Annotated in this window: 27 protein-coding genes; 16 read left to right on the top strand and 11 right to left on the bottom strand. The window is 63.8% G+C overall.

Annotation, left to right across the window (positions count from 1 at the left end):
- Positions 1-3 precede the first annotated feature (3 nt).
- The 4 genes from FFS45_RS04185 to FFS45_RS04170 are packed head-to-tail and all read left to right on the top strand — an operon-like array spanning position 4 to position 3,946.
- The gene (locus FFS45_RS04185) at positions 4-1,182 is read left to right on the top strand and encodes an amidase (protein WP_137953432.1); all 1,179 of its coding nucleotides are present in this window, start codon (positions 4-6) and stop codon (positions 1,180-1,182) included.
- 49 nt (positions 1,183-1,231) lie between these two features.
- Complete coding sequence (locus FFS45_RS04180) at positions 1,232-2,491, top strand: aromatic ring-hydroxylating dioxygenase subunit alpha (protein WP_249362619.1); 1,260 nt, start codon at positions 1,232-1,234, stop codon at positions 2,489-2,491.
- The gene (locus tag FFS45_RS04175; protein ID WP_137953430.1) at positions 2,488-2,979 is read left to right on the top strand and encodes an aromatic-ring-hydroxylating dioxygenase subunit beta; all 492 of its coding nucleotides are present in this window, start codon (positions 2,488-2,490) and stop codon (positions 2,977-2,979) included. The genes FFS45_RS04180 and FFS45_RS04175 overlap by 4 nt, the downstream gene beginning before the upstream one ends.
- A gap of 13 nt (positions 2,980-2,992) precedes the next feature.
- Complete coding sequence (locus tag FFS45_RS04170) at positions 2,993-3,946, top strand: PDR/VanB family oxidoreductase (protein WP_137953429.1); 954 nt, start codon at positions 2,993-2,995, stop codon at positions 3,944-3,946.
- Positions 3,947-4,046: 100 nt separating this feature from the next.
- On the opposite strand, the gene FFS45_RS04165 is transcribed toward FFS45_RS04170, so the two are convergent.
- Positions 4,047-4,463: a tautomerase family protein gene (locus FFS45_RS04165; protein ID WP_137953428.1), complete on the bottom strand. Its 417-nt coding sequence runs from the start codon at positions 4,461-4,463 to the stop codon at positions 4,047-4,049.
- 29 nt (positions 4,464-4,492) lie between these two features.
- The gene (locus FFS45_RS04160) at positions 4,493-5,623 is read right to left on the bottom strand and encodes an acyl-CoA dehydrogenase family protein (protein ID WP_137953427.1); all 1,131 of its coding nucleotides are present in this window, start codon (positions 5,621-5,623) and stop codon (positions 4,493-4,495) included.
- 303 nt (positions 5,624-5,926) lie between these two features.
- Here FFS45_RS04160 and FFS45_RS04155 point away from each other — a divergent pair, with 303 nt between their 5' ends.
- The 5 genes from FFS45_RS04155 (at position 5,927) to FFS45_RS04135 (ending at position 9,437) form a co-directional block, all read left to right on the top strand.
- Positions 5,927-6,469: a flavin reductase gene (locus tag FFS45_RS04155; protein WP_212745690.1), complete on the top strand. Its 543-nt coding sequence runs from the start codon at positions 5,927-5,929 to the stop codon at positions 6,467-6,469.
- Positions 6,470-6,538: 69 nt separating this feature from the next.
- The gene (locus tag FFS45_RS04150) at positions 6,539-7,288 is read left to right on the top strand and encodes an EthD family reductase (RefSeq protein WP_137953426.1); all 750 of its coding nucleotides are present in this window, start codon (positions 6,539-6,541) and stop codon (positions 7,286-7,288) included.
- A 5-nt stretch (positions 7,289-7,293) separates the two neighbouring features.
- Positions 7,294-7,590 carry a putative quinol monooxygenase gene (locus tag FFS45_RS04145; protein WP_137953425.1) on the top strand — a complete coding sequence of 99 codons (297 nt, stop codon included), beginning with the start codon at positions 7,294-7,296 and terminating at the stop codon, positions 7,588-7,590.
- 18 nt (positions 7,591-7,608) lie between these two features.
- A complete protein-coding gene (locus FFS45_RS04140) occupies positions 7,609-8,193 on the top strand; it encodes a nuclear transport factor 2 family protein (protein ID WP_137953424.1) in 585 nt (194 codons plus the stop codon).
- Positions 8,194-8,384: 191 nt separating this feature from the next.
- Positions 8,385-9,437 carry a porin gene (locus FFS45_RS04135; protein WP_249362599.1) on the top strand — a complete coding sequence of 351 codons (1,053 nt, stop codon included), beginning with the start codon at positions 8,385-8,387 and terminating at the stop codon, positions 9,435-9,437.
- A gap of 48 nt (positions 9,438-9,485) precedes the next feature.
- Here FFS45_RS04135 and FFS45_RS04130 read toward each other — a convergent pair whose 3' ends face one another.
- Together FFS45_RS04130 and FFS45_RS04125 are read right to left on the bottom strand one after the other, a co-directional pair.
- A complete protein-coding gene (locus tag FFS45_RS04130; protein WP_137953423.1) occupies positions 9,486-10,430 on the bottom strand; it encodes a glyoxylate/hydroxypyruvate reductase A in 945 nt (314 codons plus the stop codon).
- Entirely contained in the window at positions 10,427-10,840 is a 414-nt protein-coding gene (locus FFS45_RS04125; RefSeq protein ID WP_137953422.1) for a VOC family protein, read from the bottom strand. Before FFS45_RS04125 ends, FFS45_RS04130 begins: the two co-directional genes overlap by 4 nt.
- Before the next feature lie 119 nt (positions 10,841-10,959).
- On the opposite strand from FFS45_RS04125, the gene FFS45_RS04120 reads away from it, so the two are divergent.
- The 3 genes from FFS45_RS04120 (at position 10,960) to FFS45_RS04110 (ending at position 13,917) form a co-directional block, all read left to right on the top strand.
- Entirely contained in the window at positions 10,960-11,838 is an 879-nt protein-coding gene (locus FFS45_RS04120) for a LysR substrate-binding domain-containing protein (protein WP_137953421.1), read from the top strand.
- Between the two features lie 238 nt (positions 11,839-12,076).
- A complete protein-coding gene (locus tag FFS45_RS04115) occupies positions 12,077-12,913 on the top strand; it encodes an ABC transporter substrate-binding protein (protein WP_137953420.1) in 837 nt (278 codons plus the stop codon).
- Positions 12,910-13,917: a threonine/serine dehydratase gene (locus FFS45_RS04110; protein WP_249362597.1), complete on the top strand. Its 1,008-nt coding sequence runs from the start codon at positions 12,910-12,912 to the stop codon at positions 13,915-13,917. The genes FFS45_RS04115 and FFS45_RS04110 overlap by 4 nt, the downstream gene beginning before the upstream one ends.
- 55 nt (positions 13,918-13,972) lie before the next feature.
- On the opposite strand, the gene FFS45_RS04105 is transcribed toward FFS45_RS04110, so the two are convergent.
- Genes FFS45_RS04105 through FFS45_RS04075 form a run of 7 tightly spaced genes read right to left on the bottom strand, consistent with a single transcriptional unit; the run spans position 13,973 to position 21,482 of the window.
- The gene (locus FFS45_RS04105; RefSeq protein ID WP_137953418.1) at positions 13,973-15,250 is read right to left on the bottom strand and encodes a gamma-glutamyl-gamma-aminobutyrate hydrolase family protein; all 1,278 of its coding nucleotides are present in this window, start codon (positions 15,248-15,250) and stop codon (positions 13,973-13,975) included.
- A 9-nt stretch (positions 15,251-15,259) separates the two neighbouring features.
- Positions 15,260-16,492, bottom strand: a complete 1,233-nt coding sequence (locus FFS45_RS04100; RefSeq protein ID WP_137953417.1) for an aminotransferase class I/II-fold pyridoxal phosphate-dependent enzyme — start codon at positions 16,490-16,492, stop codon at positions 15,260-15,262.
- Positions 16,493-16,527: 35 nt separating this feature from the next.
- Positions 16,528-17,703, bottom strand: coding sequence for a Xaa-Pro peptidase family protein (locus FFS45_RS04095; protein ID WP_137953416.1), 1,176 nt, complete (start codon positions 17,701-17,703; stop codon positions 16,528-16,530).
- Between the two features lie 20 nt (positions 17,704-17,723).
- A complete protein-coding gene (locus tag FFS45_RS04090; protein WP_137953415.1) occupies positions 17,724-18,824 on the bottom strand; it encodes an enolase C-terminal domain-like protein in 1,101 nt (366 codons plus the stop codon).
- Positions 18,821-19,993 carry a M20 family metallopeptidase gene (locus FFS45_RS04085; RefSeq protein ID WP_137953414.1) on the bottom strand — a complete coding sequence of 391 codons (1,173 nt, stop codon included), beginning with the start codon at positions 19,991-19,993 and terminating at the stop codon, positions 18,821-18,823. Before FFS45_RS04085 ends, FFS45_RS04090 begins: the two co-directional genes overlap by 4 nt.
- 17 nt (positions 19,994-20,010) lie before the next feature.
- Entirely contained in the window at positions 20,011-20,751 is a 741-nt protein-coding gene (locus tag FFS45_RS04080) for an amino acid ABC transporter ATP-binding protein (RefSeq protein ID WP_137953413.1), read from the bottom strand.
- Between the two features lie 8 nt (positions 20,752-20,759).
- The gene (locus FFS45_RS04075; protein WP_137953412.1) at positions 20,760-21,482 is read right to left on the bottom strand and encodes an amino acid ABC transporter permease; all 723 of its coding nucleotides are present in this window, start codon (positions 21,480-21,482) and stop codon (positions 20,760-20,762) included.
- On the opposite strand from FFS45_RS04075, the gene FFS45_RS04070 reads away from it, so the two are divergent.
- From FFS45_RS04070 to FFS45_RS04055, 4 genes are all read left to right on the top strand, one after another.
- Positions 21,481-21,669, top strand: coding sequence for a hypothetical protein (locus FFS45_RS04070; RefSeq protein ID WP_137953411.1), 189 nt, complete (start codon positions 21,481-21,483; stop codon positions 21,667-21,669). The two genes, FFS45_RS04075 and FFS45_RS04070, sit on opposite strands and share 2 nt — an antisense overlap.
- A gap of 3 nt (positions 21,670-21,672) precedes the next feature.
- Positions 21,673-22,593, top strand: coding sequence for a GntR family transcriptional regulator (locus FFS45_RS04065; RefSeq protein WP_137953410.1), 921 nt, complete (start codon positions 21,673-21,675; stop codon positions 22,591-22,593).
- A 422-nt stretch (positions 22,594-23,015) separates the two neighbouring features.
- Positions 23,016-23,867: an amino acid ABC transporter ATP-binding protein gene (locus FFS45_RS04060; RefSeq protein ID WP_137953409.1), complete on the top strand. Its 852-nt coding sequence runs from the start codon at positions 23,016-23,018 to the stop codon at positions 23,865-23,867.
- Positions 23,864-24,520 (top strand): amino acid ABC transporter permease, encoded by a 657-nt coding sequence (locus FFS45_RS04055; protein WP_137953408.1) that lies wholly within the window; start codon positions 23,864-23,866, stop codon positions 24,518-24,520. Before FFS45_RS04060 ends, FFS45_RS04055 begins: the two co-directional genes overlap by 4 nt.
- Positions 24,521-24,596: the final 76 nt, after the last annotated feature.

Below are 24,596 nucleotides of genomic sequence, written 5' to 3'. Positions count from 1 at the left end.
GCGATGACGGCTCCCTCATCGGATCTGGATGGCTGGCGGGCATTCGTCACGCGTGTCGAACTCGGTGGTGCCGGCCGTACTGTCGCAATCAAGGATTGTATCGATATCGCGGGTTTGCCGACCCGCGCGGGTAGCGCCGCATTCACGGATGCGCAGCCTGCTTCAGCCCACGCGGACGTCGTGCGCAAACTGATCGACGGCGGCTGGCAAATCGTCGCGAAAACAGCGATGCACGAGCTCGCCTATGGCATGACAGGCATTAACGAAGTCACGGGCACGCCGGTCAACCCTCGTGATCCGCAGCGGATTCCGGGGGGCTCGTCGAGCGGGTCGGCGGTCGCGGTGGCGGCAAGCCTCGTCGAGGTTGCGATCGGGAGCGACACCGGCGGTTCTATCCGGCTGCCTGCGGCGTGCTGCGGCGTGATCGGCATGAAGCCGACGTTCGGGCGTGTCAGCCGCCGGGGTGCCTATCCGCTTTCCAGCACGCTCGATTGCGTCGGTCCGTTCGCGCGCGATGTTTCAGCGTTGGCGGCGGCAATGCAGACGATTGCCGACGGCTTCGACTCCGTGTCCGCGCAGCGGCCGCTTGCTGACGCGCACGTACGGGTACTCGACGTTCCGTGCGACCCGGCGGTGCGTAAGGCATTGCTCGCGGCGCTGGTCGTCAGCGGCTGGCAGTCCACGCCTGCAAATTTGACGCTGCTGCCGGCCGCGTTTGATGCGGGTCTGACACTGATCAATGCAGAAACCTTTGCTGCGTTCGGCCATCTGGTCGGCAGCGGCAAGCTCGGTGCCGATATCGAACAGCGGCTAGGACGCGCCGGGCAGACGCCGGTTGCCCGGATCGCGGAAGCCGAGCAGGTTCGCACGGCGTTCTCCGCCGAAGTGGACAGGCTGCTCGACGGCGTCGATGCGCTGGTGCTGCCGACCTTGCCAAGCGCGCCGCCGACGCTGAACGCGATACGGCGAGGCGTGTCGGTCGTCGCGCTGAGCACCTTCGTGCGGCCATTCAACCTGAGCGGACACCCGGCATTGAGCTTGCCGTTGCCGGTGACTGACGATCCCGTGCCGGTCAGCCTGCAGCTCGTCGGACGCAAAGGCGACGACGAGCTGCTGTGCGCACTGGCGCAGCACCTGTGTCCGCTGCTTGAGGCGGTACACACCGATTTCCATCGCAATTGAGTACGACATGGACCATCGAATGACTGAACCCCTGCAATTTCAACCCCGGATGGGGGACACCGCTTATGCGGATCTCTACCGGAACGCGATGCTCGATCCGTCGTTGTATACCGATCCGGCGATCTTCGAGGAAGAGCTGACAAAGATTTTCTACAAGACGTGGATCTGGGTCGCACACGAAAGCGAGTTGCGCAAGCCAGGCGACTTCAAGACGGCGATGATTGGCCGCCAGTCGGTGATTGTGGTGCGCGACAGAAGCGGCGAGGTCCGCGTGCTCGAGAACCGTTGCCGTCATCGCGGCGCGACCGTGTGCGAGAAGCGCAAGGGTAACGCGAGCGGCTTCACGTGCCCGTATCACAGTTGGGCGTACGCGCTCGATGGGAAGCTACGCGGTCTGCCTTATCCTGACGGCTATGAAGGCATCGTCGAAAAGGCGGATCTGCCACTACGCTCGCTGCGCGTCGGGATCTATGCCGGCATGATCTTCGCGAGCTTCAACGACGAGATCGGGCCGCTCGACTCATTCCTTGGCCACGCACGGCCATGGATCGACCTTTTCATGAAGCAGGGCGCCGGCTATCCCATCAAGACCCAGGGCGAACACCGCTTTCGTTTTCGCGGCAACTGGAAGATCCAGCTCGAGAATACGACCGATGGCTACCATTTTCCGGTCGTGCACAAAAGCTTCCTGCAGTCGGTCGACAAGGAAACGTCGGACATGCTGTCGTTTATGACCGACGACGCGTCGATCACACGATCGCTCGGCAACGGTCACAGCGTGATGGTGATGGTGCCCGGGCACGTCGATCTCGATGTCGACGACGGCACCGAGGAACTACAGCCGCGCTTCAATCATATTGTCGAGGCGCTTTCGGCAGACATGCCACCGGAGCGGGTTCGCCGCATCGTCCGGTCGCTGCATGGCGCGGGATTCAACCTGAACCTGTTCCCCAATGTATCGATGTCAATGTCGTTCTTCCGTGTGCTGCACCCGGTATCGGTCAATGAAACGCAGATCCGGCACATCGCACTCGGAATGGACGGCGGACCGGAAATCTCAAACCTTGAGCGGATGCGCATTCACGAACACTTCCAGGGGCCGTTCGGCTTCGGCAGTCCGGACGACGCGGAAGCGTGGGAACGTGTGCAGGCTGGGGCGTACACCGGCCTTGGGACACCGTTGCTGGTCAATCGCGGCCTCAATCGTGAGCGGCGCGAACCGGACGGCGGCCGGGTTTCGCACTCGACCGACGAAACCGGCATGCGCGAAGCGTATGACATGTGGAAGCAGATGATGGAGCAGCAATGAACCTGCACGAACAACTGAAAGGGCATCTCGGCGACGCGATCATGTTTATCTGGCACGAGGCGCAACTGCTGGACCAGAAGCGTTATGGCGAATGGTCCGAGCTGTGGACCGCAGACGGACGCTACGTGGTGCCGACCGATCCCGACACGACCGATTTCGCGAGCACGCTGAATTACGCCTATGACGACGCGCGGATGCGCCGGATGCGGATCGAGCGAATGATCTCGGGCACCTCGATTTCAGCCGAGCATGCGGCGGCGACGGTACGGACGATCTCGCGATTCACGCTCGCGGAGGCCAACGATGAGTGCTTCGAGGTCGACTCGGCACAGATCCTGATCGGCTACAAGCGTGAGACCTATACGACGTTCACGGCGAATCTGTCGCACCGGCTGCGGCGCACTGCGCAAGGGCTGCGTATCGAGCGCAAGGTGGTCCGGCTCATCAATGCCGCCGACAGCCTCGACGCGCTCGGTTTTCTGCTGTGACGGGGTGATCTTGATGAAACTGATTGTCGAGCGGATCGAGCAAGCCACACCGCAGATTCGCGTATTACGGCTGACTGGCGTGGACGGTGCACCGTTGCCGCCGTACGAACCGGGTGCGCACGTCGACGTGCGCGGTCCGACCGGCGTCACCCGCCAGTACTCGCTGTGCGGGACGCCGCATGATCGTTGCGGGTACACGATCGCCGTCAAACGCGAACTGGCATCGCGCGGCGGTTCCGCGGCGCTGCACGACCAGGTGACGATCGGCAGCGAACTGGAGGTCAGTGCGCCGAGGAGTCTGTTCAGGCTCGCGGAGGCCGCGGCCGAATATGTGCTGATAGCCGCCGGGATCGGCATCACGCCGCTGCTTAGCTTTGCCTATCGACTCAAGCAGCGTGACGCGCACTTTACGCTGCACTACTTTGCCCGCTCGCGTGACGAGGCGGCATTTCTGCCGGTTCTCGAATCGCAAGAGTTCGCCGCGCATCTGCAACTGCATCTTGGACTGGAACCCGACGAAGTGGCGGCGGTCGTGAGGCAGCGCGTCGCGGCGGCGCTGCCTCACGCGCAGGTTTATACCTGTGGTCCGGCGCCATTCATGCGGACCGTCAAGGATCAGGCGGAAGCCGTCCGCGCAGGCATCGAAGTGCATCTCGAACACTTCGGCGCAGACCCCGCGGCGACCGGTGCAAGCGGCGATACAGCGTTTACTGTCGAAATCGCGAGCTCGGGGCAAACGTTGACCGTCGGCGCCGGCGAGCGTCTCGTCGATGTACTGCTGGGTGCGGGAATTGCGGTCGATACGTCGTGCCGTGAAGGTATTTGCGGCACCTGCGTGATTCAGGTGCTCGACGGCGAGCCTGAGCACCGCGACCAGTGCCTGTCGAAACGGGAGAAGGCAGCGAACGATCAGATTTGCGCGTGCGTGTCACGTGCAAGATCCGCAAAACTCGTGTTGGACCTGTAGCGAGAGAGGGCGGCGCCATGCGCGCCGCGTTCGCTGTTGCATCGCGGCGGGCGGCGCGGGCTTCCTGTGAGCGGGCAAACCAGATCGCGGCTTACCCGCTTTATCGGTTCGAGCGGCCAATGCCACGACCGAGCGAGGCTGCGGTGACACCGCCGATGCCGAAGTCGGTATTGGGGATGTCGTTGACGATCACGCGAATCGTTTCGCGCTCAATCCCCAGTACGCCCGTGGCCACGTCCGTCAGCGCGTCGATCAGATGCGCCTTTTGCACGTCGGTTCGCCCGGCGATCAGAAACGCGACGAACATCACCCCCGAGCGCTCGACAGGGCGCTGATTTCCGCGGCATGTGAGGCCACCGACGGCGAAGTTGCCGGCAGGAATCTCGCTGATCCAGATGCGCACGGAGTCGAGCGGCGCGCCGAGTGCCGCCACCGTCGCCTCGGTCGCGCGCGACAGCAGTTGGGTCTTGCCGGTCGCGTCGACCCCTTCGGAGAGAATCATTTCGATATTTGGCATGCGGGACTCCTTTGACGGTCGTTCGCGAGTCAGGGGTACGGCGTGGTCGGAGGCACGCCGGCAAACAGGGCGCCCGCGCCGTCGTAGGTCGACTCGTTCAGCGCGGCATGTTGCGTCACCACCATTGCGTCGCGCACAAGCCATTGCAGGCGGTTTTCCTGGAAAATCGCCGAAGTGCCACCAAGCTTGAATGCCTCGATGACGACATCGAGACAGGTGTGCGCGGCATGGGTCGCGCTGAGTCGCAGCAGGTTGGTCTGTGCGGGCGGAACCGGGTCCCCCGCCAGAATCGTGTCCCATGCTGCTTCCGCGGTTTCATAGAAGAAGCGGCGCGCGCTGTGATACAGCGCTTCCGCCTTCGCCAGACTGATCCGGTAGTAGGGACGATCACCGAGCTTCGGCGCTCCCATGAGTGTTCGCGTGCCGCCCGCCATGTCGCCGATGATGTCGAGCGCAGCGCGGGCGAGCCCAAGATTGACCGCTGCGTGGACCTCGGCCTGATAGGCGACGGTCGGGTAGCGGTACAGCGGTTCGTCGATGGTCGGCGCGGCGCCGCGCACGAATGTCCATTCGTGCGGCACGAAACGGTTTGCCACGCGCAGATCATGGCTGCCGGTACCCTGCATGCCGACCACGCGCCAGTTGTCGACGATTTCGACCGCGGACGCGGGCAACACGGCGGTGAGCGGCTTTCCAGACCCAGCGCCGTTTGCCGGCGTTCCGCCGATACCGACGTTGAGCCAGTTGGCGGCCTTGCAACCGCTCGCGAATCGCCAGTGTCCCGTGACCTGCCAGCCGCCTTCAACCTCGGTTGCCGGCTGCAACGGATACAGGCCGCCGCCGGACACCTGATCGGGGCCGCTTGCATAAATCAGCGCCTGCGTGTCCGGCGCAAGCGCTGCGAGATAGGTGTTCGCGGAGCCGAATGCGGCAACCCAGCCGGCCGAGCCGTCTGCCGTCGCGATCCGCTCGACGATGCGCAGGAAATCGGCGGGCGCCATGGGTTCACCGCCGAAGCGCTTCGGTGTGCTCGAGCGGAAGATGCCTGCGCGGATCATCTTGTCGACCATGTCGCGCGGCACGTGGGATAGCCTGTTGAATTCCTCACGGCGCTCGGCCACCTCCGCGACAACTGCGTCGATACTCAGGCGCTCGCTCATCTGAGGCGGGGAAGGGGGGAAAGGGACGTTGCTTTCACGTTTCACTGTTGACCTCCATGGTGTCGACTGCACCGCGAGTGTGGTGCGAATAGGCGACTAGCATGAAAGACGCTCGTGAACGGCGTCAAATTCACATTTCGAATGAGCGGAATTGGTCTTGAGAATGCGCGCAGAAACGTGCTGACAAGCACCCTGCCTGGGGAATCGGCATGACGAAAACTGATTCGTTGCACGAATGGTCGTGATTATTGATCAGAATTGGCTATGCCGATATCGGGTGACTACCATGCGTCGAATCCATGCATGAACCGAAAGGTACCCAAGATGATCCCTGTCTCCCGTCAAACGGATTTTCGCGAAGCGATGTCAAGACTGCTGGCCGCCGTCAACGTGATCACGACCGATGGTCCCGCGGGACGGCACGGCATGACAGCCAGCGCAATCTGCTCGGTGACCGACGCGCCGCCCACCGTACTCGTTTGCGTCAATCGCAAGAGCGGCGCGCATGAGGCGTTGCTGCGCAACGGTGTTGCCTGCGTGAACATCCTGCGCGGCGAGCACGAGCAGTTGGCGTGCCATTTCGCGGGATTTACCGAAGTGCCTCGCGAGGCGCGCTTTGCGAGCGGCGACTGGCAAGCCGGCGAGCTTGGCTTGCCGAGGCTTGCGTCCGCGCTCGCGAGCCTTGAAGGCCGCATTGCCGATATTCAGACAGTGGGTTCGCATTCGGTGCTGTTCATCGAGGTCGATGCGATCCATCTGAGCGAAGCGGGTGACGGCCTTGCGTATTTCGGGCGCGCGTTCAATCGCGTGCCGCTCGCTCCTGCGTTGGCCAGCGTCCGCGCTTAGCCTCCGCCTGCCTGCTACGACGTACAACGCCGGCTTATCTATCTACACCCACATCGGGGAGGCATTCCCATGCCGTTCTGTCTGTTTTTGAGCGCCTATGCGCCCGATGGATCGCGTCGCATCGACGGTGCCGGCCTGGCGGTGCACTGCGGGACCCTCTCGGGCGCGATACCTGGGTTGAACACAATCGTCGTACATGTACCGGTATTGCTCGATCCGGTAGATCCATTTCTCGCTCCCGACGATCCTCCAGGCTGCGTGCTGCAACTGTACTTCGAGGCGCTCGCCGATCTTGAGGCGGCCACAAGCGGTGCAAGTCCGCTGTTATCGCTGTTCGATCCCGCGTATTTGCCGATGCTGTCCGGTTGCGACTGGACCCAGCAGGTGATGGTCGTCCGCACATTTCCGGTCGCGGCCGGGCAGGCGCAATACGGCAAATGCGTCAGTGTGGCGCAGGAAACGTGCACCTACCTTGTCGGCTATGAAGGCCCGGCGGACGACCTTTCCGCGTGGCTCGCGCATTACCTGGACAGCCACGCGCCGATCCTGACACGCCTGCCCGGTGTTCGGGCAGTCGAGGTGTACACGCGTATCGATTCGCCGAGCGGTCTGCCGGTAAAACGGGTCAACGACATGCAGCGCAACAAGGTCGTGTTCGATTCGGTCGAGGCGCTGGCGAACTCGTTGACGTCATCGATCCGTCGCGAATTGCGCGCGGATTTTTCGCTGTTTCCGCAATTTCGCGGCGCTGCTCCGCACTATCCGATGCTGAGCCATACCGTGCATCTTCCCGATGCCTGTCAACCGGTCCAGGAGTGAATCCAATGTCCGAACCCGTGACAATCCTCGCGATCCAGTATCCGAAACCCGATCGGCGCGATGCATTGCTCGAGCGCATTCGCTCGCTCGCACTCGACGCGCGGCACGAAGCAGGGTGCCTCGAGTACCGCGTCGTGATCGCACCGGAGCGGCCCGAGGCGATTCATTTCATCGAGCAATGGGCCTCGCAGCAGGCGCTGGATGCACATTTCCGGTCCGACACGTTCCAGGCATTCTGGAGCGTTCGCATGGAGTACCTCGAACGCGAGGTCGACATTGTTGTCGGTACCGATTTCGTTTGATCAAACCAGGAGCGATAGATGGATCTCGATACGTTGACCCGTGAACTTGCCGAGCTGAAAGCACAGACGCGCGTGCTGCAGGCCGAGGCCGACATCCGCCGGATCATGGCGCGATACATGCTGTTGTGTGACGTTCCGCTACCGGAGCACGGACTGGACGAGAAGGGGCGGCTCGATGCAATCGTCGGCCTGTTTTCGACTGACGCGCGCTGGGAGGGCGTGGGATCGTACTATGACAACCAGTTCGGTGCCAGCGTCGGGCACGAGCAACTCCACCAGCATTTCACGCGCTTTTTCGAGCCGCAGTCGCCGCGGATGATCCTGAACTGCCATTACCTGACTTGCGAGCAGATCCATGTGAACGGCGCGACCGCTGAAGGCCAGTGGGTGCATTTCCAGCCGTGGATTTTCGACGATGGCTCGTCAGTGCTGCGTTCGAGTCGCCTGAACAACGCGTTTCGGTGCGTCGACGGCGTCTGGAAGATGAGCCGCTACCGCACCGAGAACGTGTTCATCGCGCCGCTGCCGAAGAACTGGGCAACCAATGTGCCGGAACGCTCGGTCCTGATGGCACCTGCGGTTGCCGAGCCCAATCCGGCATGATCGACCGGCGCGAGGCATAGGCCACCGTAGCCGTTTGCAGATAACAGGATGATCCGCACGACCTGTCCCGGTAGAGACGGATCATCACTATCCCACACGTAGCTGGAAGCTTTGGAGATCTCGTGAAAAATTCATTTAAAATATTGTTAGTATTACTATTTATATCGCAAGCTGTACACGCGCAAAGTAACGTGACGTTATACGGTATTATCGATGATGGCCTTACCTGGTCAAGCAATCAGGAGGGACACGACGCCTGGCAGATGCAGGGCAGCATTTCACAGGGCAACCGGTGGGGACTGCGGGGCGTCGAGGATCTGGGAGGGGGGCTCTCTACCGTGTTCCGGCTCGAGAACGGCTTCAACGGTAATACCGGCACGCTAAGCCAGGGCGGCCGCCTGTTCGGTCGGCTCGCATATGTCGGCTTGCAGAGCGACCGCTATGGTGCGCTGACGCTCGGGCGCCAGGGCGAAGCGATCGGCGACTATATCGGCGTGTTGTCCGCGAACGGGATGCTCCCTGGCGGCATCCTGTTTCCGCATCCGGGGGATCTCGACAATAACGGTGTCGACTTTCACCTGAACAACGCGGTCAAGTACGTGACGCCGACGTTCGACGGTCTGACCGGCGTGGCGATCTACAGCTTTGGCGGTGTCGCCGGCAATGTGGGGACCGACAGCGCGAAATCATTCGCCTTGCAATATGCGACTACTGGATTTCAGGTCGTCGGCGCTTACACGTCGATCGACCATCCGGCTAGCGCGGTACCGGAAGGGGTGTGGACAGCGTCGAACACGGTCGACGGCAACTATGGGCTGGCTGCCGGGGGGTATAAGGTGTTCGGGCTCGCGACGTCGTACGCGTTTGACAAGGCCAAAGTCTCAATCGACTGGACCCACACGCAATTTGGCGATCTCGATCCGTCGCTGGGCGCGAAGATCGGTGGTCATGTGACATTCAACGTTGGCGAGATTGTCGGGGCTTACATGCTGACGCCGACCTTGCAGCTTGGAGCCGCCTACAGCTATACCGAGGGCGACGTGTCGGCGACCGGCCAGCGTCCACGCTATCAGGAGGTCGATGGCAGCATCGATTATTTCCTGTCGAAAGGCACGGATGTTTACGCAAGCGCGACCTACATGCGTGCGGGCGGCGGCGCGGTTGCGGATCTTGCGCCCGTGCTGTCTGCGTCGAGTTCGGAGAACCAGCTCGCGCTGCGCATTGGTATGCGCAAACGATTTTAAAGGACTTGTGTGGTTTGCCGCTGCCGCTCACGTCCGTCGAGCAGCAACCTAGTATCCGAGCGCCTCGTCTACCGCGGCAGGCGCTTCTCCCGTCGTGCGATAGCGGCGGATATTCGCGGCAACAATCGCCGACGCGGTGCGCCGGTCGGTTGGCGCCGAGATATGCGGCAGGACCGTCACGCATGAATGCGACCACTGCCACGCGTCCTCGGGCAGCGGTTCCTGAGCAAATACGTCGAGCACGGCGTGTGCGAGGCGTCCGCCGTCAAGAGCGGCACGAAGCGCGGCGTCATCGACGATCGGTCCACGCGCGAAATTGATCAGGCTTGTGCGTTTGCGCAGCGCGCCGAACGCCCCGGCATTCATGATGCCGCGAGTCTGCGGCGTGAGTGGCAGCAGGCACACGACGATATCCGCGCGTGCCAGCATCATGGGCAATTCGTCGTCGCCCGCGTAACACGTGATGTCCGGCAACGCCTTGCGGGTGCGGCTCCAGCCGCAGACGTCGAAACCGGCCGCGACGAGCCGCCGCGCGGCGGCCTCGCCGAGTGCGCCGAGCCCGAGCAGCGCGACCGTTTTGTCCGCGGGCCGCACGTAGTCGTGCGCGATCCACTGGTGCGCTGCCTGTTGTGCCGCGTAGCGCGGCATGTCGCGATGTACGTACAGCGTCCATGCGAGCACGGCTTCGGCCATTGTGTCCGCAAGCTGCGGATCGATGAGCCGCACCACCTTCAAGCCAGTGTCCCGCAGGTCGGCGACGAGACGCTCGACGCCCGCCCAGACGCTATGCACCCACTTCAGGTTAGGCAGCGTGCGCAGATCGTCGGGCCGCGGATTCGCGACGATCGCTACATCGCAGGCGGCGCGGGCATCGGCATCCAGCGCGTCGAGCGGCACGACGCGTTCCTCGGGCAGCGCTTCCTGCAGTGCGGCGAGCCACGGTGCGGCGAACGGATACGAGGGCGCGCAGACGAACGGCAGTGTACGGCTCATTTGGCGTACACCTTGTCGAGATCCGCGAAGCCCTTCACTTCGATCGGGTTGCCGCTCGGATCGCGGAAGAACATCGTCGCCTGTTCGCCCGGTTCGCCTTCAAAACGCAGGCTCGGCGGGATCACGAAATCGACCTGCCGATCCGCCAGCCGCGCGGCGAGCGCCTTCCAGTCGGCCATCGCCATTACGAGTCCGAGGTGCGGCATGGGCACCATGTGGTCGCCGACGCGGCCGGTGTTGGTGACCGGGAACGGTTCGCCGAGATGCAGTGAGATCTGGTGGCCGAAGAAATCGAAATCGACCCACGTTGCTGTGCTGCGGCCTTCGCGGCAGCCGAGCAGCGCGCCGTAGAACGCGCGCGATTCGTCGAGGTCGCGGACGTGATACGCGAGATGGAAACTGGTGCGCATGAAAACTCCCGAGCGGTCGGATGGCAGGCCGGAGCTGGCCTGTTGAACCTCTTACCACCCTAGCAGCCGAAAATCGAAAGAGATAGCATGGAATTTTTTCGCCACCGAAAGGATTGCTTTTGGAGACCCGCTATCTGAAGAGCCTGCTGGCGGTCGTCGACAGCGGCTCGATTGCCGATGCAGCGCGCGTCGAGCATCTGACGGCTGCTGCGATCGGCCAGCGCGTCCAGGCGCTCGAGCGCGAGCTGGGCTTTGCGCTGCTGTTGCGCAGCGGCCATACCGCGCGGCCGACACAAGCTTGCATCGCGCTCTTGCCGCGTGTGCGACGGCTGGTGCGTGAGGCTGCGCTTCTGAAGAGCGACTCGCATGCGGACGGGTTGAGCGGTACGTTGCGCATTGGCGCGATTTCAACTGCGCTGACCGGCATGCTGCCGGCCGCATTGCGCATGCTGACGCGCGCGGCGCCCCAGGGGCGCCCCGTCATCGTGCCCGGCACATCGCGCGCGCTGTTCCAGCTGCTGCAGGCCGGCGACCTCGATGCGGCGATTGTCGTTGATCCGCCGTTTGTATTGCCGAAGACGCTGCGGGCGGTGACGCTGCGGCGCGAGCCTCTCGTGTTGCTGGCGCCGCCCACGGCGCGCGGCCGCCCGGCGACGCTGCTGCGTACGCTGCCCTACATCCGCTACGACCCGGACGCATGGGGCGGCCGCTACGCGTCGAACTGGCTCGCCGACGGGCAGATCGAGCCCGCGGTGCTTTGCGATCTGGACGCGCTGGAGGCGATCGCGATGCTGGTGGCGGACGGGATGGGCGTTGGACTGGTGCCGCGCTGGTCGGGCATCGAGCGCTTTGCGGGCGATTGCCGGATGCTGCCGATCGTGGGCGCTGCATACGAGCGCTCGATCGTGCTGCTGACGAACGCCGATCCGGATCTGCCGGTGATGCTCACGCTCCTCGAGCGGGCGCTTGCGCAGCCCACGGAGTGCACGCAGGCCTGACGGCCACGCGGTGCCCGGCGCACGCCCTGCGCCGCTTCTGGATTGTTCGCACGGGCTTCCGGCGTCGTGTACATCTTGGTATAAAAATACAAAAATTGCCTGTGGCTCGCGTGAGCCAATCTACGCAATGGAACGAATCTACCCAAGAAAGAATAAATTCCTAGTTGACGGAGAAATTTCGGGTTTGTATAAATTTGTACAACTCAAGCAAAACCCGTCATCCACGCCTGGAGCCGTCATGAAATCGTTGTTCGTGCTGCGCGCGCTGTTTGCGTCCGCGCTGGTGTCATGCGCATGCATCTCGTCCGCGCAAGCGGCCACACCGCTGCCCACCGTCGAGGCCGGCAAGCTGACCTATGGCGTCGCCGCGACGTTTGCGCCGTTTGAATTCACGAAGGACGGCCAGCTCACTGGCTTCGACATCGATCTGTTCGACGCGGTCGCGAAGCAGATGAGCCTCACGCCCGCCGCGCAGAACATGCAGTTCAGCGGGCTGATTCCCGCGTTGCAGGGTGGCCGCATCGACCTCATCAATTCGGCGATGTACATCACGCCCGCCCGCAGCGCGCAGGTCGATTTTGTGCCCTACCTGCGCATCGGCGACCGGGTGATCGTGCAGGCGTCCAATCCCGCGAAGATCACCGGCCGCGACGATTCGATCTGCGGCAAGACCCTCGCAGTGACGCTGGGCGGGATCGAGGAAACCTACGCGCGCGCGGATGCCGCGCGCTGCAAGGCGGGTGGCAAGCCAGAGCCAACCATCCTGACGCTGCCGACTGCGCAGGACTCTGCGCTGAGCCTGCGCCAGGGCCGCGCCGATGCGATCTACAACTCGACACCCGGCACGGTTCAACTGCTGGCCGAAGTGCCGAACGTCTACGTGGCGGTCGGCCCGGAGTTCGAGCAGACGACGACTATCGGCTTCGCGGTGCCCAAGGGCAACGCCACGATGGCAGGCGCCCTCAAGGACGCACTTGCGAAGGTGGTCGCACAGGGCACGTACAAACAGTTGATCGCGAAATGGAAGCTTCCGGCGTCGGTATCGATCTTCGACAACAAGGACGCAGCACGGTGACCAAAGCAGAACCCATGCTGTCATTCCAGATGCCCGTCGCACAGGATGTGCGCGATGCGGCCGAACGGCTCGCGGGCGTCGCGGTGCGCACGCCTGTTGTGCGTTCGGACCAGCTCGATGCGTTGACGGGGGCGCAGGTGTTCGTGAAGCTGGAGAGCCTCCAGCATACGGGTGCATTCAAGTTTCGCGGCGCGTACAACTGTCTGTCGCGGCTCGACCTGGCAGTCTGTCCTGACGGCGTCGTTGCGTATTCGACCGGCAATCACGGGCAGGCTATTGCGACGGTCGGGCGGATGCTCGACATTCCGACGACGGTCGTGATGCCGTCGAATGCGCCGGAAAACAAGGTGCACAAGGCGCGCCTCGCGGGTGCCACGATCGTCCGCTACGACCGCGAACGGCAGAGCCGCGAAGCGGTCGCCGCGGAACTCGCCGAGCGCGGCCGCTATACGATCGTACCGCCTGGAGACCATCATCACGTCATCGCCGGGCAGGGCACCGTGGCGTTCGAGGCGCTCGATCAACTGCACGGCGAAGTCGACGCGATTGTCGCGCCGTGCGGCGGCGGCGGGCTTTCGGCGGGAATCTGTCTCGCGGTCGACGCCGCGGGATCGCGCGCCCAGGTGTGGGCTGCGGAGCCGGCCGCGTTCGACGACACGCGCCGTTCGCTCGCGTCTGGACGGCGTGAGACGAACCCAGCGGGCCGCGTGTCGATCTGCGATGCGCTGCTCGCACCGATTCCCGCGGAGCTTCCATTCTCGATCAACGGCAGCCGCCTCGCCGGTGTGCTCGCTGCCGACGATGCTGCGGTCAAGCATGCGATGGCGTTCTGCTTCGAGACGTTCCGGGTCGTTATCGAGCCGGGCGGTGCGGTCGCGCTCGCGGCGATGATGAGCGATCCGGCCGCGCATGTGCTGCGAGGCAAGCGGGTGGTCGTGATCGCCTCCGGCGGCAATGTCGATGCGGCGCTGTTCGCAGACGCGATCACGAGCGCGGCGGCGTGATGCGACGTGACACTATGCTGTCGCGTGTTGAAACCGCGTGATCCGCGAAGCCGGCTTAGCGGCTGTACTGGCGCACGGCGTCGATGAACGCGCACAGCAGCGGGTGCGCGCGGCCTGCCGACGAGCTGAGTTCCGGGTGCCCCTGCATTCCGATGAAGAACGGATGGTCGTACGCCTCGACTGCATCGGCGATGCCAGCGCTCGCGTCGCGTGCGACGATCGTCAAGCCCATGGCCGCGAGCGGCCCTGGCAGTTCCGGGTTGAGCCGGTAGCGGTGATTGCAGAGGATCTCATGCGTATCGCCGAGCATCGCATGCAGTCGCGATCCCGGTACGATATCGATTGTCTGCCGGCCGAGCCGGTGGGCCAGTGGCCGCGCGTTGTTACCCCAGGTCGCGCCGTGGATCGGAATGAAGCTCGCGATTCGGATACCGGGCTCGGCTTCCATCAAACCAACCTCGCGCGTTTGCAGCGCGAGCCTGGCAATTGCGGTTGCCATCGACTGCATGCCAAGGCATAGCCCGACAACCGGTTTGCGCGTGTGCCACGCATAGGTCGCCGCGGCGATCTGCCCGGCCACGCGTGTCATGTCCGCGCCGCCCGGCAGCACGATCCCGTCGTACGCGGCGAGCACTGCCGCGGCATTTTCGTGATCGAGGTCCTGCGCGGCGACGAAGCCGATCAGCAGCGGTTCGCACTGCGCATCGGCGGCATCGGCAAGCGCGGCGAGCGTCGCCGGATACACGTCACGCTGCTCCGCTTCACGGCCGATCAGCGCGATCGCGAGTGGGCGTTTCTCCGGGTGTGCGTTGTCAGACTGCCCATGTTCGCCCGGTACTGCTTCATCGTCGGTCAGATCGATCCAGCGTCCGTGCCTATCCTGTCGCGCGAGGGGGAGGGCACGCGGACCGCCGTGCCCGGCCGACGCAACCGCGACCACGCCGTCGGTCTCGCGATCATGCATGACGACATGGCGGCGCAGCGGCGTGTGTGCAGCCGCAGCCAGTTCAACGAATCTTTCGATTGGCCCGAGCGCACGCGCATTCGCCGGGTGAAACGGCACGACGAAATCCTCGTGCGTGCCGGACGCGATCAGCGTGGCCGGTTCCAGTGCTGCGCCGCTCTCCGGTACGCACAGCCGGTCCGCCCACAGCAACCCGCTCGGAACGAGCTCGCCGTCGACGGTCACGTGCTGGACGGCATCGGGATAGCGGCGTTCATCGAATCGCGCGGGGAGATGCCGCAGCGGCAGGCCGAGCGCGTATGCCAGCCGCGCGGCCTGCACGCCGTAGTGCGCGGGGAGATCGCTATCGTCGACGACGAGTTCGATCATGCGCGGCGCTCAAGGTTGCCCGGCTTCGATGAGCGGCAGCGTCAGCGCCGCGCAGGCGGCCTCGATCCGCCGGCAGGCATCTTCAAGCGTGGCCATCGGCACTGCGTACGCGATCCGGACATGATGTTCGACGCCGAACGCGCCGCCATGCACGACGCCCACGTGTGCGGTTTCGAGCAGGTAGTTCGCGAAATCGAGATCGTCATGCAACAGCGTGCCGGACGGCATTGTTGCGCCAATCAGGCCTGAGCAGTCGACGAACGCGTAGAACGCGCCCTCGGCGACGTCGCAACGCAGACCGTCGCAGCGCCCGATTGTCGCGAGCACGAGATCACGGCTCGCGCGCAGTGTCGCGAGCCAGTCCGTCATAAAACCGATGCCGCCGCGCAGCGCGGCGACGGCCGCCGCCTGAGAGATCGTGCTCGGGTTCGACGTGCTCTGCGACTGCAGCGTCTGCATCGCATGGATCAGCCACGCCGGGCCGCCCGCATAGCCGATCCGCCAACCGGTCATCGAATAGCCCTTCGATACGCCATTCACCGTGAGTGTGCGCTCGCGCAGCCTCGGCTCGATCTGCACGGGCGTTGCGAACGAATCTGCGTAACGCGTGTGCTCATAGATGTCGTCAGCCATCAGCAGTACATGCTCGTACTCGAGCAGCACATCGGTTAACGCCTTCAGTTCGTCGCGCGTATAGACCGCACCGGTCGGATTGTTCGGCGAATTGAGGATCAGCCAGCGCGTGCGTGGCCCGATTGCGGCGCGCAGCACATCGGGCCTGAGCTTCCAGCCGTTGTCCGCGCTCGACGGCAGCACGCGCACGCGGCCGTCCGCGAGCGCGACCATGTCAGGATACGATACCCAGTAAGGCGCGCAGATCAGCACTTCGTCGTCAGGCGCGATTGTCGCGAGCAGCGCGTTGAAGATCAACTGCTTCGCGCCGGTGCCGGCGATCACCTCGCTGCGCGCGTAATGGATGCCGTTTTCGCGCGCAAACTTGTCGATGATCGCATCGAGCAGTTCGCTGGTGCCGGCAACTGCCGTGTACTTCGTGTCGCCGCGCTCGATCGCGGCAATGCCCGCGCGCTTGATATGCTCGGGCGTGTCGAAATGCAGTTCGCCTTCGCCGAGATTGATGACCGGCTTGCCTTCGGCGAGCAGGGCGCGAACCTTGTCCGAGATTGCCGCGGTCGGCGACGGCCGCACGCGGCTCATTCTTGGCGCAAGCTGATTGGATGTCATGGGTGCCTCGTGCGTTCTCGTGAGCGGACGCGATGTCATGCGGCGACACGCAGCAACGGACGCTCGATCGTGCCGAGCGAGCGGTACCCGCTCTCGGTGACGACGACGGTTTCGCTGACGCCGACCGTGAATTCGCCGTAGATCCGTAGCGCGGGAGGGATATGGAAAGTCATGCCCGGTTGCAACGGCGTCGTCACACCGGTGTACAGGCTCAGGATCGAACCTTCGCCCCAGTCCGGTGCGAACGAGATGCCGATCGAATAGCCGGTGCGCTTGCGGAAGTTGTCGGTGTAGCCAGCGCGGTCGATCACACGCTGGCAGGCGAGGTGCGGCGCTTCGCAAGGCGCGCCTGGCCAGATCGCGTCGAGCGCGGCCGCCAGCGCTTCCTGGCAGACTTTTTCCATATCGAGCGCTTGTGCGGGCGCGTCGCCGATCCACGCGGAGCGCATCAGCGCGGCGTGATAGCGGTCGTGGCACGCGGCCATCTCGAGAAACGCGGGCGCGTCGGCTTCGAGCGCGCGGCGCCGCCACGTGCCGTGCGGCACACCGGTGCGCGGGCCGGCCGACACCAGCGGCTCCATGCCGACGTATTCGGAGCCCGCCGCGATCGCGGCCGACATCATCGCGGCGACCAGCGTGTTTTCGGTCGCGCCCGGCCGCACCGCGGCGAGACCTGCGTGCATCCCGGCGTCGACATAGCGGGCGGCGGTCTCGATCTTGCCGATCTCGGCTGGGGATTTCACTGCGCGTAGAGACTCGACGATACCGCTCGCGTCGACGATGCCGCCGAGTTTTTCGGTCAGCGTCTCATAGACGGCGATCGGCAGGAACCAGCCGCGCTTCTCGAGCCCGATCCGCCTGCCTGCGAGGCCCTTGCGCTTCAGCACGTCGACGAGCAGGTCGATCGGGTTGTCGCCGTCGCTGTAGACCTGAGCGTCGCGGATATAGGTGTTCGCAATGAAGTTGAAGTATTCGAGCTGGCGGATCACAAACACCGGATCGCCCGCAACCGGCAGCACCAGCGCCTGGAACGTATAGTAGCCGGGCGTTTGCTGGCCGGTCAGATAGAAGATGTTCTCGGGACCGGTGATGATCATCGCATCGACGTGAGCGGCCGCGAGTGCGGCGCGTGCGCGTTCGACGCGTTGTGCGTATTCGGCTTCGGTGAATGCCGATTCGCAGCCTTGGGTGGGTCCTTGCGTGCTATGCATAAGTAGGGATCCTGAAAGTTTTAGACAGGGTAAGTTGCGCTGGCGTCGAACGTGACACCTAGCCCGAACGGGCCGGCGGCGCGTACTGAGCCATCTGAATACGCGAGGCCGGTGACCGGGTCGTCGACGAGCCCGTCCGCGCCGTACAGTTCGGCCCAGCGTGGCGACACGGCCGCGCAGACCTGCAGCGCTGCGGCGGTCGCGGCGGCGCCTTCGTTCATCTGGCCGATCATCAGCGGGATGCCTGCGTCGGCGAGCCGCCGTGCGGCGGCAATCGTCGCCCCGATTCCGCCGAGCTTGACGAGTTTCAGATGCGCCGCGAGCGGGTGGCCGGCGAGCGCGCACAGTGCGTCGACGTCGGCATCCGACTTCAGGCTCTCGTCGAGCATCAGCGTGAGTGGGCTTGCGTTTGCGATACGCTGCAATGCGTCCCAGTCGCCGGCCGCGATCGGCTGTTCGAGGTAGTCGAGCCTGCGTTCGGCGAGCGCGGCGAGACGCACCGCACAGTCGTCCGGCTGCCACTGGCCGTTCGCATCGGCCGACAGCGCAATCGTGTCGCCGAAGCGTGCGCGCAGCAGGTCGATGCGGCGCAGGTCGTCGTCGAACGTGCCAATGCCGATTCGCAGTTTCAGTTCAGTAAAGCCGCGGGTGACGTAGGCGGCTGCGCGCTCGAGCATTTTCGCATCGGTCGACCAGAACAGCGTCTGGTTCGTCGGCCAGGCCAATCCAGGTGTGCCGTTCGTTGCAGGCGGCACGCCGAACTGCGCGGCGATGCACGTACCGGTTCTGCGCGCGAAGAGGTCGCGCAGCGCACTGTCGATCATCATTCGCACCGGCGCGAGGTACGCCGGCAGCCAGTCCATCGACGTATCGACCAGCGTGCGTACGTCCTGCCGCCAGTCGATCGCCGTCAGCGCGTCCCGTGCATTCGCGATCACCGCGTCCGCATCGAGGCCGTTCAGGTATGCGATGTTAAGCCTCGTCTCTCCGACGCCGGCCAAATCGCCGTCGGAGAGCCGCAGGTAAAGTGCATCGAGCGCGGCGACGCTTCCCGACGCGGCGGTGTGCAGCACGAGGCCGCCGCCGTAGTGGAGCGCCGCGCGATGGAGCGTCGCGTTCACGATTGCGCGCCGCCCGGCGTCAGCATGTCGAGCGCGATGTCGCGATAGATGAGGCTCGATGCGAGAAATTCCTCGATCGGCACGAACTCGTCCGGCTTGTGCGCGACCTCGAGCGTGCCCGGGCCGATCACCACACCGGCTGCGCCGACACTGCGGAAATGAACGAGATCGCAGCCGCCCTGGAATCCGAACGGGCCCGGCTCCGCATTGCCGTGCCGGCGGCACGCGGCGAGGCTCGCCTGCACGATCTTCGAGTCCTGCGCGGTCTCGGTCGCACCGCCCGTTGTCGGCCGGTATTCGAGAATCTCCGCGCGCACGCCGAAGCGTTCCTTGGCGAGCGCGAGCAACTGCTCGATCTCGCGCTTCACGTCGTCTTCCACTTCGCCCGGCACCATGCGGCGGTCGAGCAGCAGATCGCATGCGCCCGGCACGACGTTGTCCGCGTGACCGCCGAGTGCGCGCGTGACTGTCAGGCTCGCGGAGCCGACGAGCGGATGGCAGCGGCAGCGCACTTCGTTTTCGTGATGGCCTTCGATCAGCTTCAGCAGTTGCGCGGCCCGGTAGATCGCGTTGTCGCCGAGATGCGGCGTGCCGGAGTGCGCGGTTACGCCGTGCACGCGCACGAGCGGACGCAGGCTGCCCTTGTGCGCGGAGAACGTCGCGTTCGATGTCGGTTCGCCGACCACGACGAAGTCGACCTTCGGGTGGCCAGCCGCGTAGAACTTGGCGCCTTCGCTGGCTGCCTCCTCATCGCCGGTGAACACGCCGAGCAGCGTGCCGGACCAGCTCGCGCGATCGGCGGCGAGCATCCGCATCGCTTCGAGCATCGCGGCGAGCGGCCCCTTCGCGTCGCATGCGCCGCGGCCGTACAGCCGGCCGTCCGCCTCGCGCAGCATGAACGGATCGGACTGCCAGCCCGTGCCGACCGGCACGACGTCGAGATGCGTGTTGAATGCGAATACCGGGCCCGCGCCATTCTCGAGACGCGCCATCACGTTCGCGCGGCCGGGCTTGTACTCGGATAGCGACAGGTCGAACCCTTCCGCTTCGAGTGCGCGGTGCACCCACTGCGCAGCTTCGATTTCGCGGCCGGGCGGATTTTCCGTGTTGATGCCGACGAGGTTGGTCAGGTCCCGCTTCATCCGGGACAGGTCGGGTTGGATTGCCATCGGGAGGAGGTTCCGGGTCAATGTAGGATCTGGTTGAGAAAGCGGCTCGCGCGTTCATGCGTCGTGCCGCCAAAGAAACGTTCGCTGGTATCGGTCAGGACGACCTCGCCGGCTTCCATAAAGACGATCTTGTCGGCCGCGCGCCTCGCGAAGCCCATTTCGTGCGTGACGACGAGGCTCGTCATGCCTTCGGCGCTCAGCTCGGCCATCACGTCCAGCACTTCGCTGACCATCTCCGGGTCGAGCGCAGACGTAGGCTCGTCGTACAGCATCACCTTCGGCTTCATCGCAAGCGCGCGGGCTATCGCGACGCGCTGCTGTTGGCCGCCCGACAACTGGTCGGGGAACGCGTCAGCGCGATCGCGCAGCCGCACTTTGCCGAGCAGGCCGAGCGCGATGTCGTGCGCATCGTGCCGCGACATCCCGGTGACCGTAACCGGCGCAAGCATGACGTTTTCGACCGCCGACAGGTGCGAGAACAGCTCGAAGTTCTGGAACACCATGCCGATCTGTTGCCGGACGAGATGTTCATGTTTGCGCTCGCGGGTGATATCGCGGCCCTCGAACAGGATGTTGCCGGCGTCGATCGTCTCGAGCAGGTTCACGCAGCGAAGCAGCGTCGACTTGCCCGAGCCGGACGGACCGACGATCACGATCGTCTCCTTCTGTTCGACTTCGATCGAGCAGCTCTTTAGCACCGGCGTGTCGCCATAGCGTTTGTCGATGCGGTGGATCTTCAGCAGAGGGGGATTCGGCATGGCGGTGGTCAGCGGGGCATCGGTTGCGAGGTGCCGAGCAGGCGTTCAGCGAACGACATGCGGCGCGGCGCGCTCTTGCGCCGGCGGTCGAGTGTGCGTTCCATCCAGCCCTGCAGCAGCATGAAGAACGTGGTCAGCGCGAGGTAATAGATGCCGGCCGCCGTCAGCGCTTCCAGATAGCGGAAGTTCGCGCTCGCAGCCTGGTTCGCGACAAGCAGCAATTCCTGCACGGCGATGACCGAAACGAGTGCGCTCAGCTTCAGCATGCCGATCATCTGGTTGCCGATTGGGGGCAGCACGACGCGCAGCGCCTGGGGCAGCACAATGTGGCGGAACACCTTCGCACCGGTCATGCCGAGCGCGAAGCCCGCCGTGCGCTGACCCTGCTTCACGGCGTGCAGCCCCGAGCGGAATATCTCCGACATGAAGGCCGCCTCGTTCAACGACAGCGCAAGTACCGCGCAAACGAACGCGCTGAAGCGAATGCCAAACGACGGCAGCACGTTGTAGATAAAGATGATCTGGAACAGCACCGGCGTGCCGCGGAACAGCCACAGGTAGCCGAACGTAAACGCCTTCGCGACGCGGCTCTTCGTGCCCTGCAGCAGCGCAAGTAGCAGCCCGATCAGCATCCCGAAGCCGAGCGACACGACGGTCAGCAGCAGGGTCAACGCGGCGCCGCGAAGGAAATCGCCCGACGTCAGGTATTCGAGCAGTAGAGGCAGTGACATGCGCGGCTCCAGTGAATCACACTTTGTCCTATGTGTGCCAATTTATACAAACGACAAAAAACACGGTCAAGGGGAAATCAGCGTGTTTTCAGCAGAATTCCATGGAATGGCCAATGCTCAGGTAGCAGCGGTTTATCGAAAATTTGTATTTTTTGCTATGCTTGCGCCATCTGAGGAGGAGAAATAGACAATGACGAAGCGGGCGGGCAAGGGAGCGCAAGGGTTGGCCAGGCAGATTCTCGATCTGATCGAGGAAGCGAAGTTCGAGGTCGGCTATCACCTGCGCGAACAGCAACTGGCTGATCTGCTCGGCGTGTCGCGTACGCCTGTGCGTGCCGCGATGGGTGTGCTCGAATCGTTCGGCATTGTCGAGGCGCGCAGGAACCAGGGTTATTTCCTCGCGCAGCCGTCGGACACGCTGCGCAGAATCGAACTCGATCTGCCGCCGTCGGCCGACGAGGATCTGTACAACCGGCTCGTCACGGATCGTCTCGCGGGGGCGATTCCCGCGTCGCTGACGCAGACCGACATCGCGCAGCGCTACGGCGTCGATCGCGTGACAATGACGCGCGCACTGTCGCGTCTGTCCGAGGATGGGCTGATCGTCCGTAACAAGGGCCACGGCTGGAGCTTCCAGCCTACGTTCGATTCCGCGTTGACGCTGAAGAGCAGTTACGACTTCCGGCTCACGCTAGAACCGGCGGGGCTGCTGCTGCCGACGTTCTCGCCGGATCGCTCGGTGCTTGAGCGCTGCCGCCGCGAGCACATCTTTCTCGTGTCGCAACTGGGCAGTAACAGCGTGACGCCGAAACAGGTATTCGAAACCGACGCGAATTTCCACGAGATGCTCGCCGGGTACAGCGGCAACGTGTTCATGTACCAGTCTATGCAGCAGCAGAACCGGCTGCGCCGGCTGCTTGAGTTCCAGGGTTATGTGAACCGCAAACGGATCCGCGAGTGGTGCGGCGAGCATGTCGGCATCCTCGAAGCGATTCTCGACAACGACATGGCGACTGCCGCCACGCGGATGCGCGAGCACCTTTATCACGCCTATCACACGACGGGCGCGGCCGATGCGCCGGTGCGAGGGCGCAAGGCTGCAGTTGTTTAGCCTTGCGTCTGTTTTTCGGCGCATCTGCGCTACTCGTTAACGTTAGCAGTACAGAGATAACGATCGGGGGCGGTGGCGAGGAAATCAGCCGCTGTTCCCGATGGCCGCCAGCCCGAAGTGAAATTGTTCTGCCGGTCGGCACTTCAGGATGGTGGCTGTACAAAGTATGCACATCAAAGAGGCCTGGTACGCCACATAAGTGCGGTCATGCGCCGCAACGGATACGCGTGGCTGCTGCGCTCACTGTCATGGTTCCACCCGCAGTCCTTCGATTCTCGGCACAAACATGCACGATATATCGGGCGAGCGCGGCCACGATGTGCTAACCGTCATGCTTCGGCGCGCCATTGGCATCCTTATTGCTCATAGTGGTATTCCATCTAAATACCAACCCGCTGCGGTTTGTTTCATGGAGAGCGTGGATGTCCGACGGACAAGTAGCGTGCGATGTGCTGGAAAAGGTCCCGCAGGGTGGCGCTGCCGTGCCGCTGTTGCGCATCAAGGAGTTGAACAAGAGCTACGGCGATCTTCACGTGCTCAAGAATGTCGCTGTCGACGTGAGGGCTGGCGAAGTCGTGTCGATCATCGGCGCGAGCGGGTCGGGGAAAAGCACATTCCTGCGGTGCCTGAACGTGATGGAGCGGCCCGAATCGGGATTCATGCAGTTCGGGCGCTTCTCGTTCGATTTTCGCGAGGGCGCTCGTGCCGCGCCGACGGCGGAGCAACTGCGTGAACTGCGCACGGAAATCGGCATGGTGTTCCAGAGCTATAACCTCTGGCCGCACAAGACCGTGCTCGAGAACATTATCGAGGCGCCTGTGCGCGTGTTGAAGGAATCGCGTGCGCAGGCCGTCGAGCATGCCGAGATGTTGCTGAAGCGGGTCGGGCTGATCGACAAGCGCGCCCAGTATCCGCAACGGATGTCCGGTGGGCAGCAGCAGCGCGTGGCGATTGCGCGTGCGCTGGCGATGAAGCCGAAGGTGATGCTGTTCGACGAGGTCACGTCGGCGCTCGATCCGGAACTCGTGGGCGAAGTGCTTTCCCTGATGGCGTCGCTCGCGGCGGATGGAATGACAATGCTGCTCGTGACGCACGAAATCGCGTTTGCGCGCGATGTGTCTTCACGCGTGCTCTTTTTCGATCAAGGCCGTATCGCGGAGGACGGTACGCCATCCGAGGTGCTGCGTCATCCCGACAGCGAGCGGCTGCAGCAATTTCTGAAACGGATTCTGCACGAGGACGTCGCGCGTGCCTCGACGGAGGGGGCGCGATGAGTCAGGTACTTGAAGACATCCAGCAGTATGGCTGGGGTTTCGCGGCGGCAGCCTGGACCGTGCTGCTGATCACATTGGCGACTATCGTGCTCAGTTGGGCATGCGGGCTTGCAGCCGTTCTTGGCCGGCGCTCGGCCTTGGCGCCTTTGCGGGGGATATGTGCGTTTTATGTGTGGTTCACGCGTGGCACGCCCGCGCTGATCCAGGTGTTCATCGTCTATTTCGGGCTGCCGCAACTCGGTGTTCATCTGGACCCGTTCGTTGCCGGTGTAGTTGCGCTCGGCCTGAACAGCGGCGCCTATGTCGCGGAGATCATCCGCTCCGGCCTGCTTGCGGTTCCGCTTGGCCAGATGGAGTCGGCGCAGGCGCTTGGCATGCGCCAGAGCGAGACCATGCGCCGGATCATCCTGCCGCAGGTGTTTCGCGTGGCACTGCCGTCGATGACGAACGAAGCGATCGCGATCCTGAAGAACACTTCGCTGTTGTCGACGATCACGGTGGTGGACGTCACGCTGTATGCCGAAACGATCATTTCGACGACGTTCCGCCCATTCCAGTTCTACATTGCGGCGTCGCTGATCTACCTCGTGCTGACGAGCCTGCTGACGCGGTTCTCAGCCTGGCTCGAACGACGCCAGGCCGTGTACGGCTAGTCGGGGCGCCGCCGCCAGCGAGCCGGCGCAACAGGTTGAAGAATGACGTTCGCTGTTCAGCTATTTTCACTGAGGA

Source organism: Burkholderia sp. 4M9327F10, assembly GCF_005503145.1.
GTDB lineage: Bacteria > Pseudomonadota > Gammaproteobacteria > Burkholderiales > Burkholderiaceae > Paraburkholderia.
This window is presented reverse-complemented; position numbering and strand designations above follow the sequence as displayed.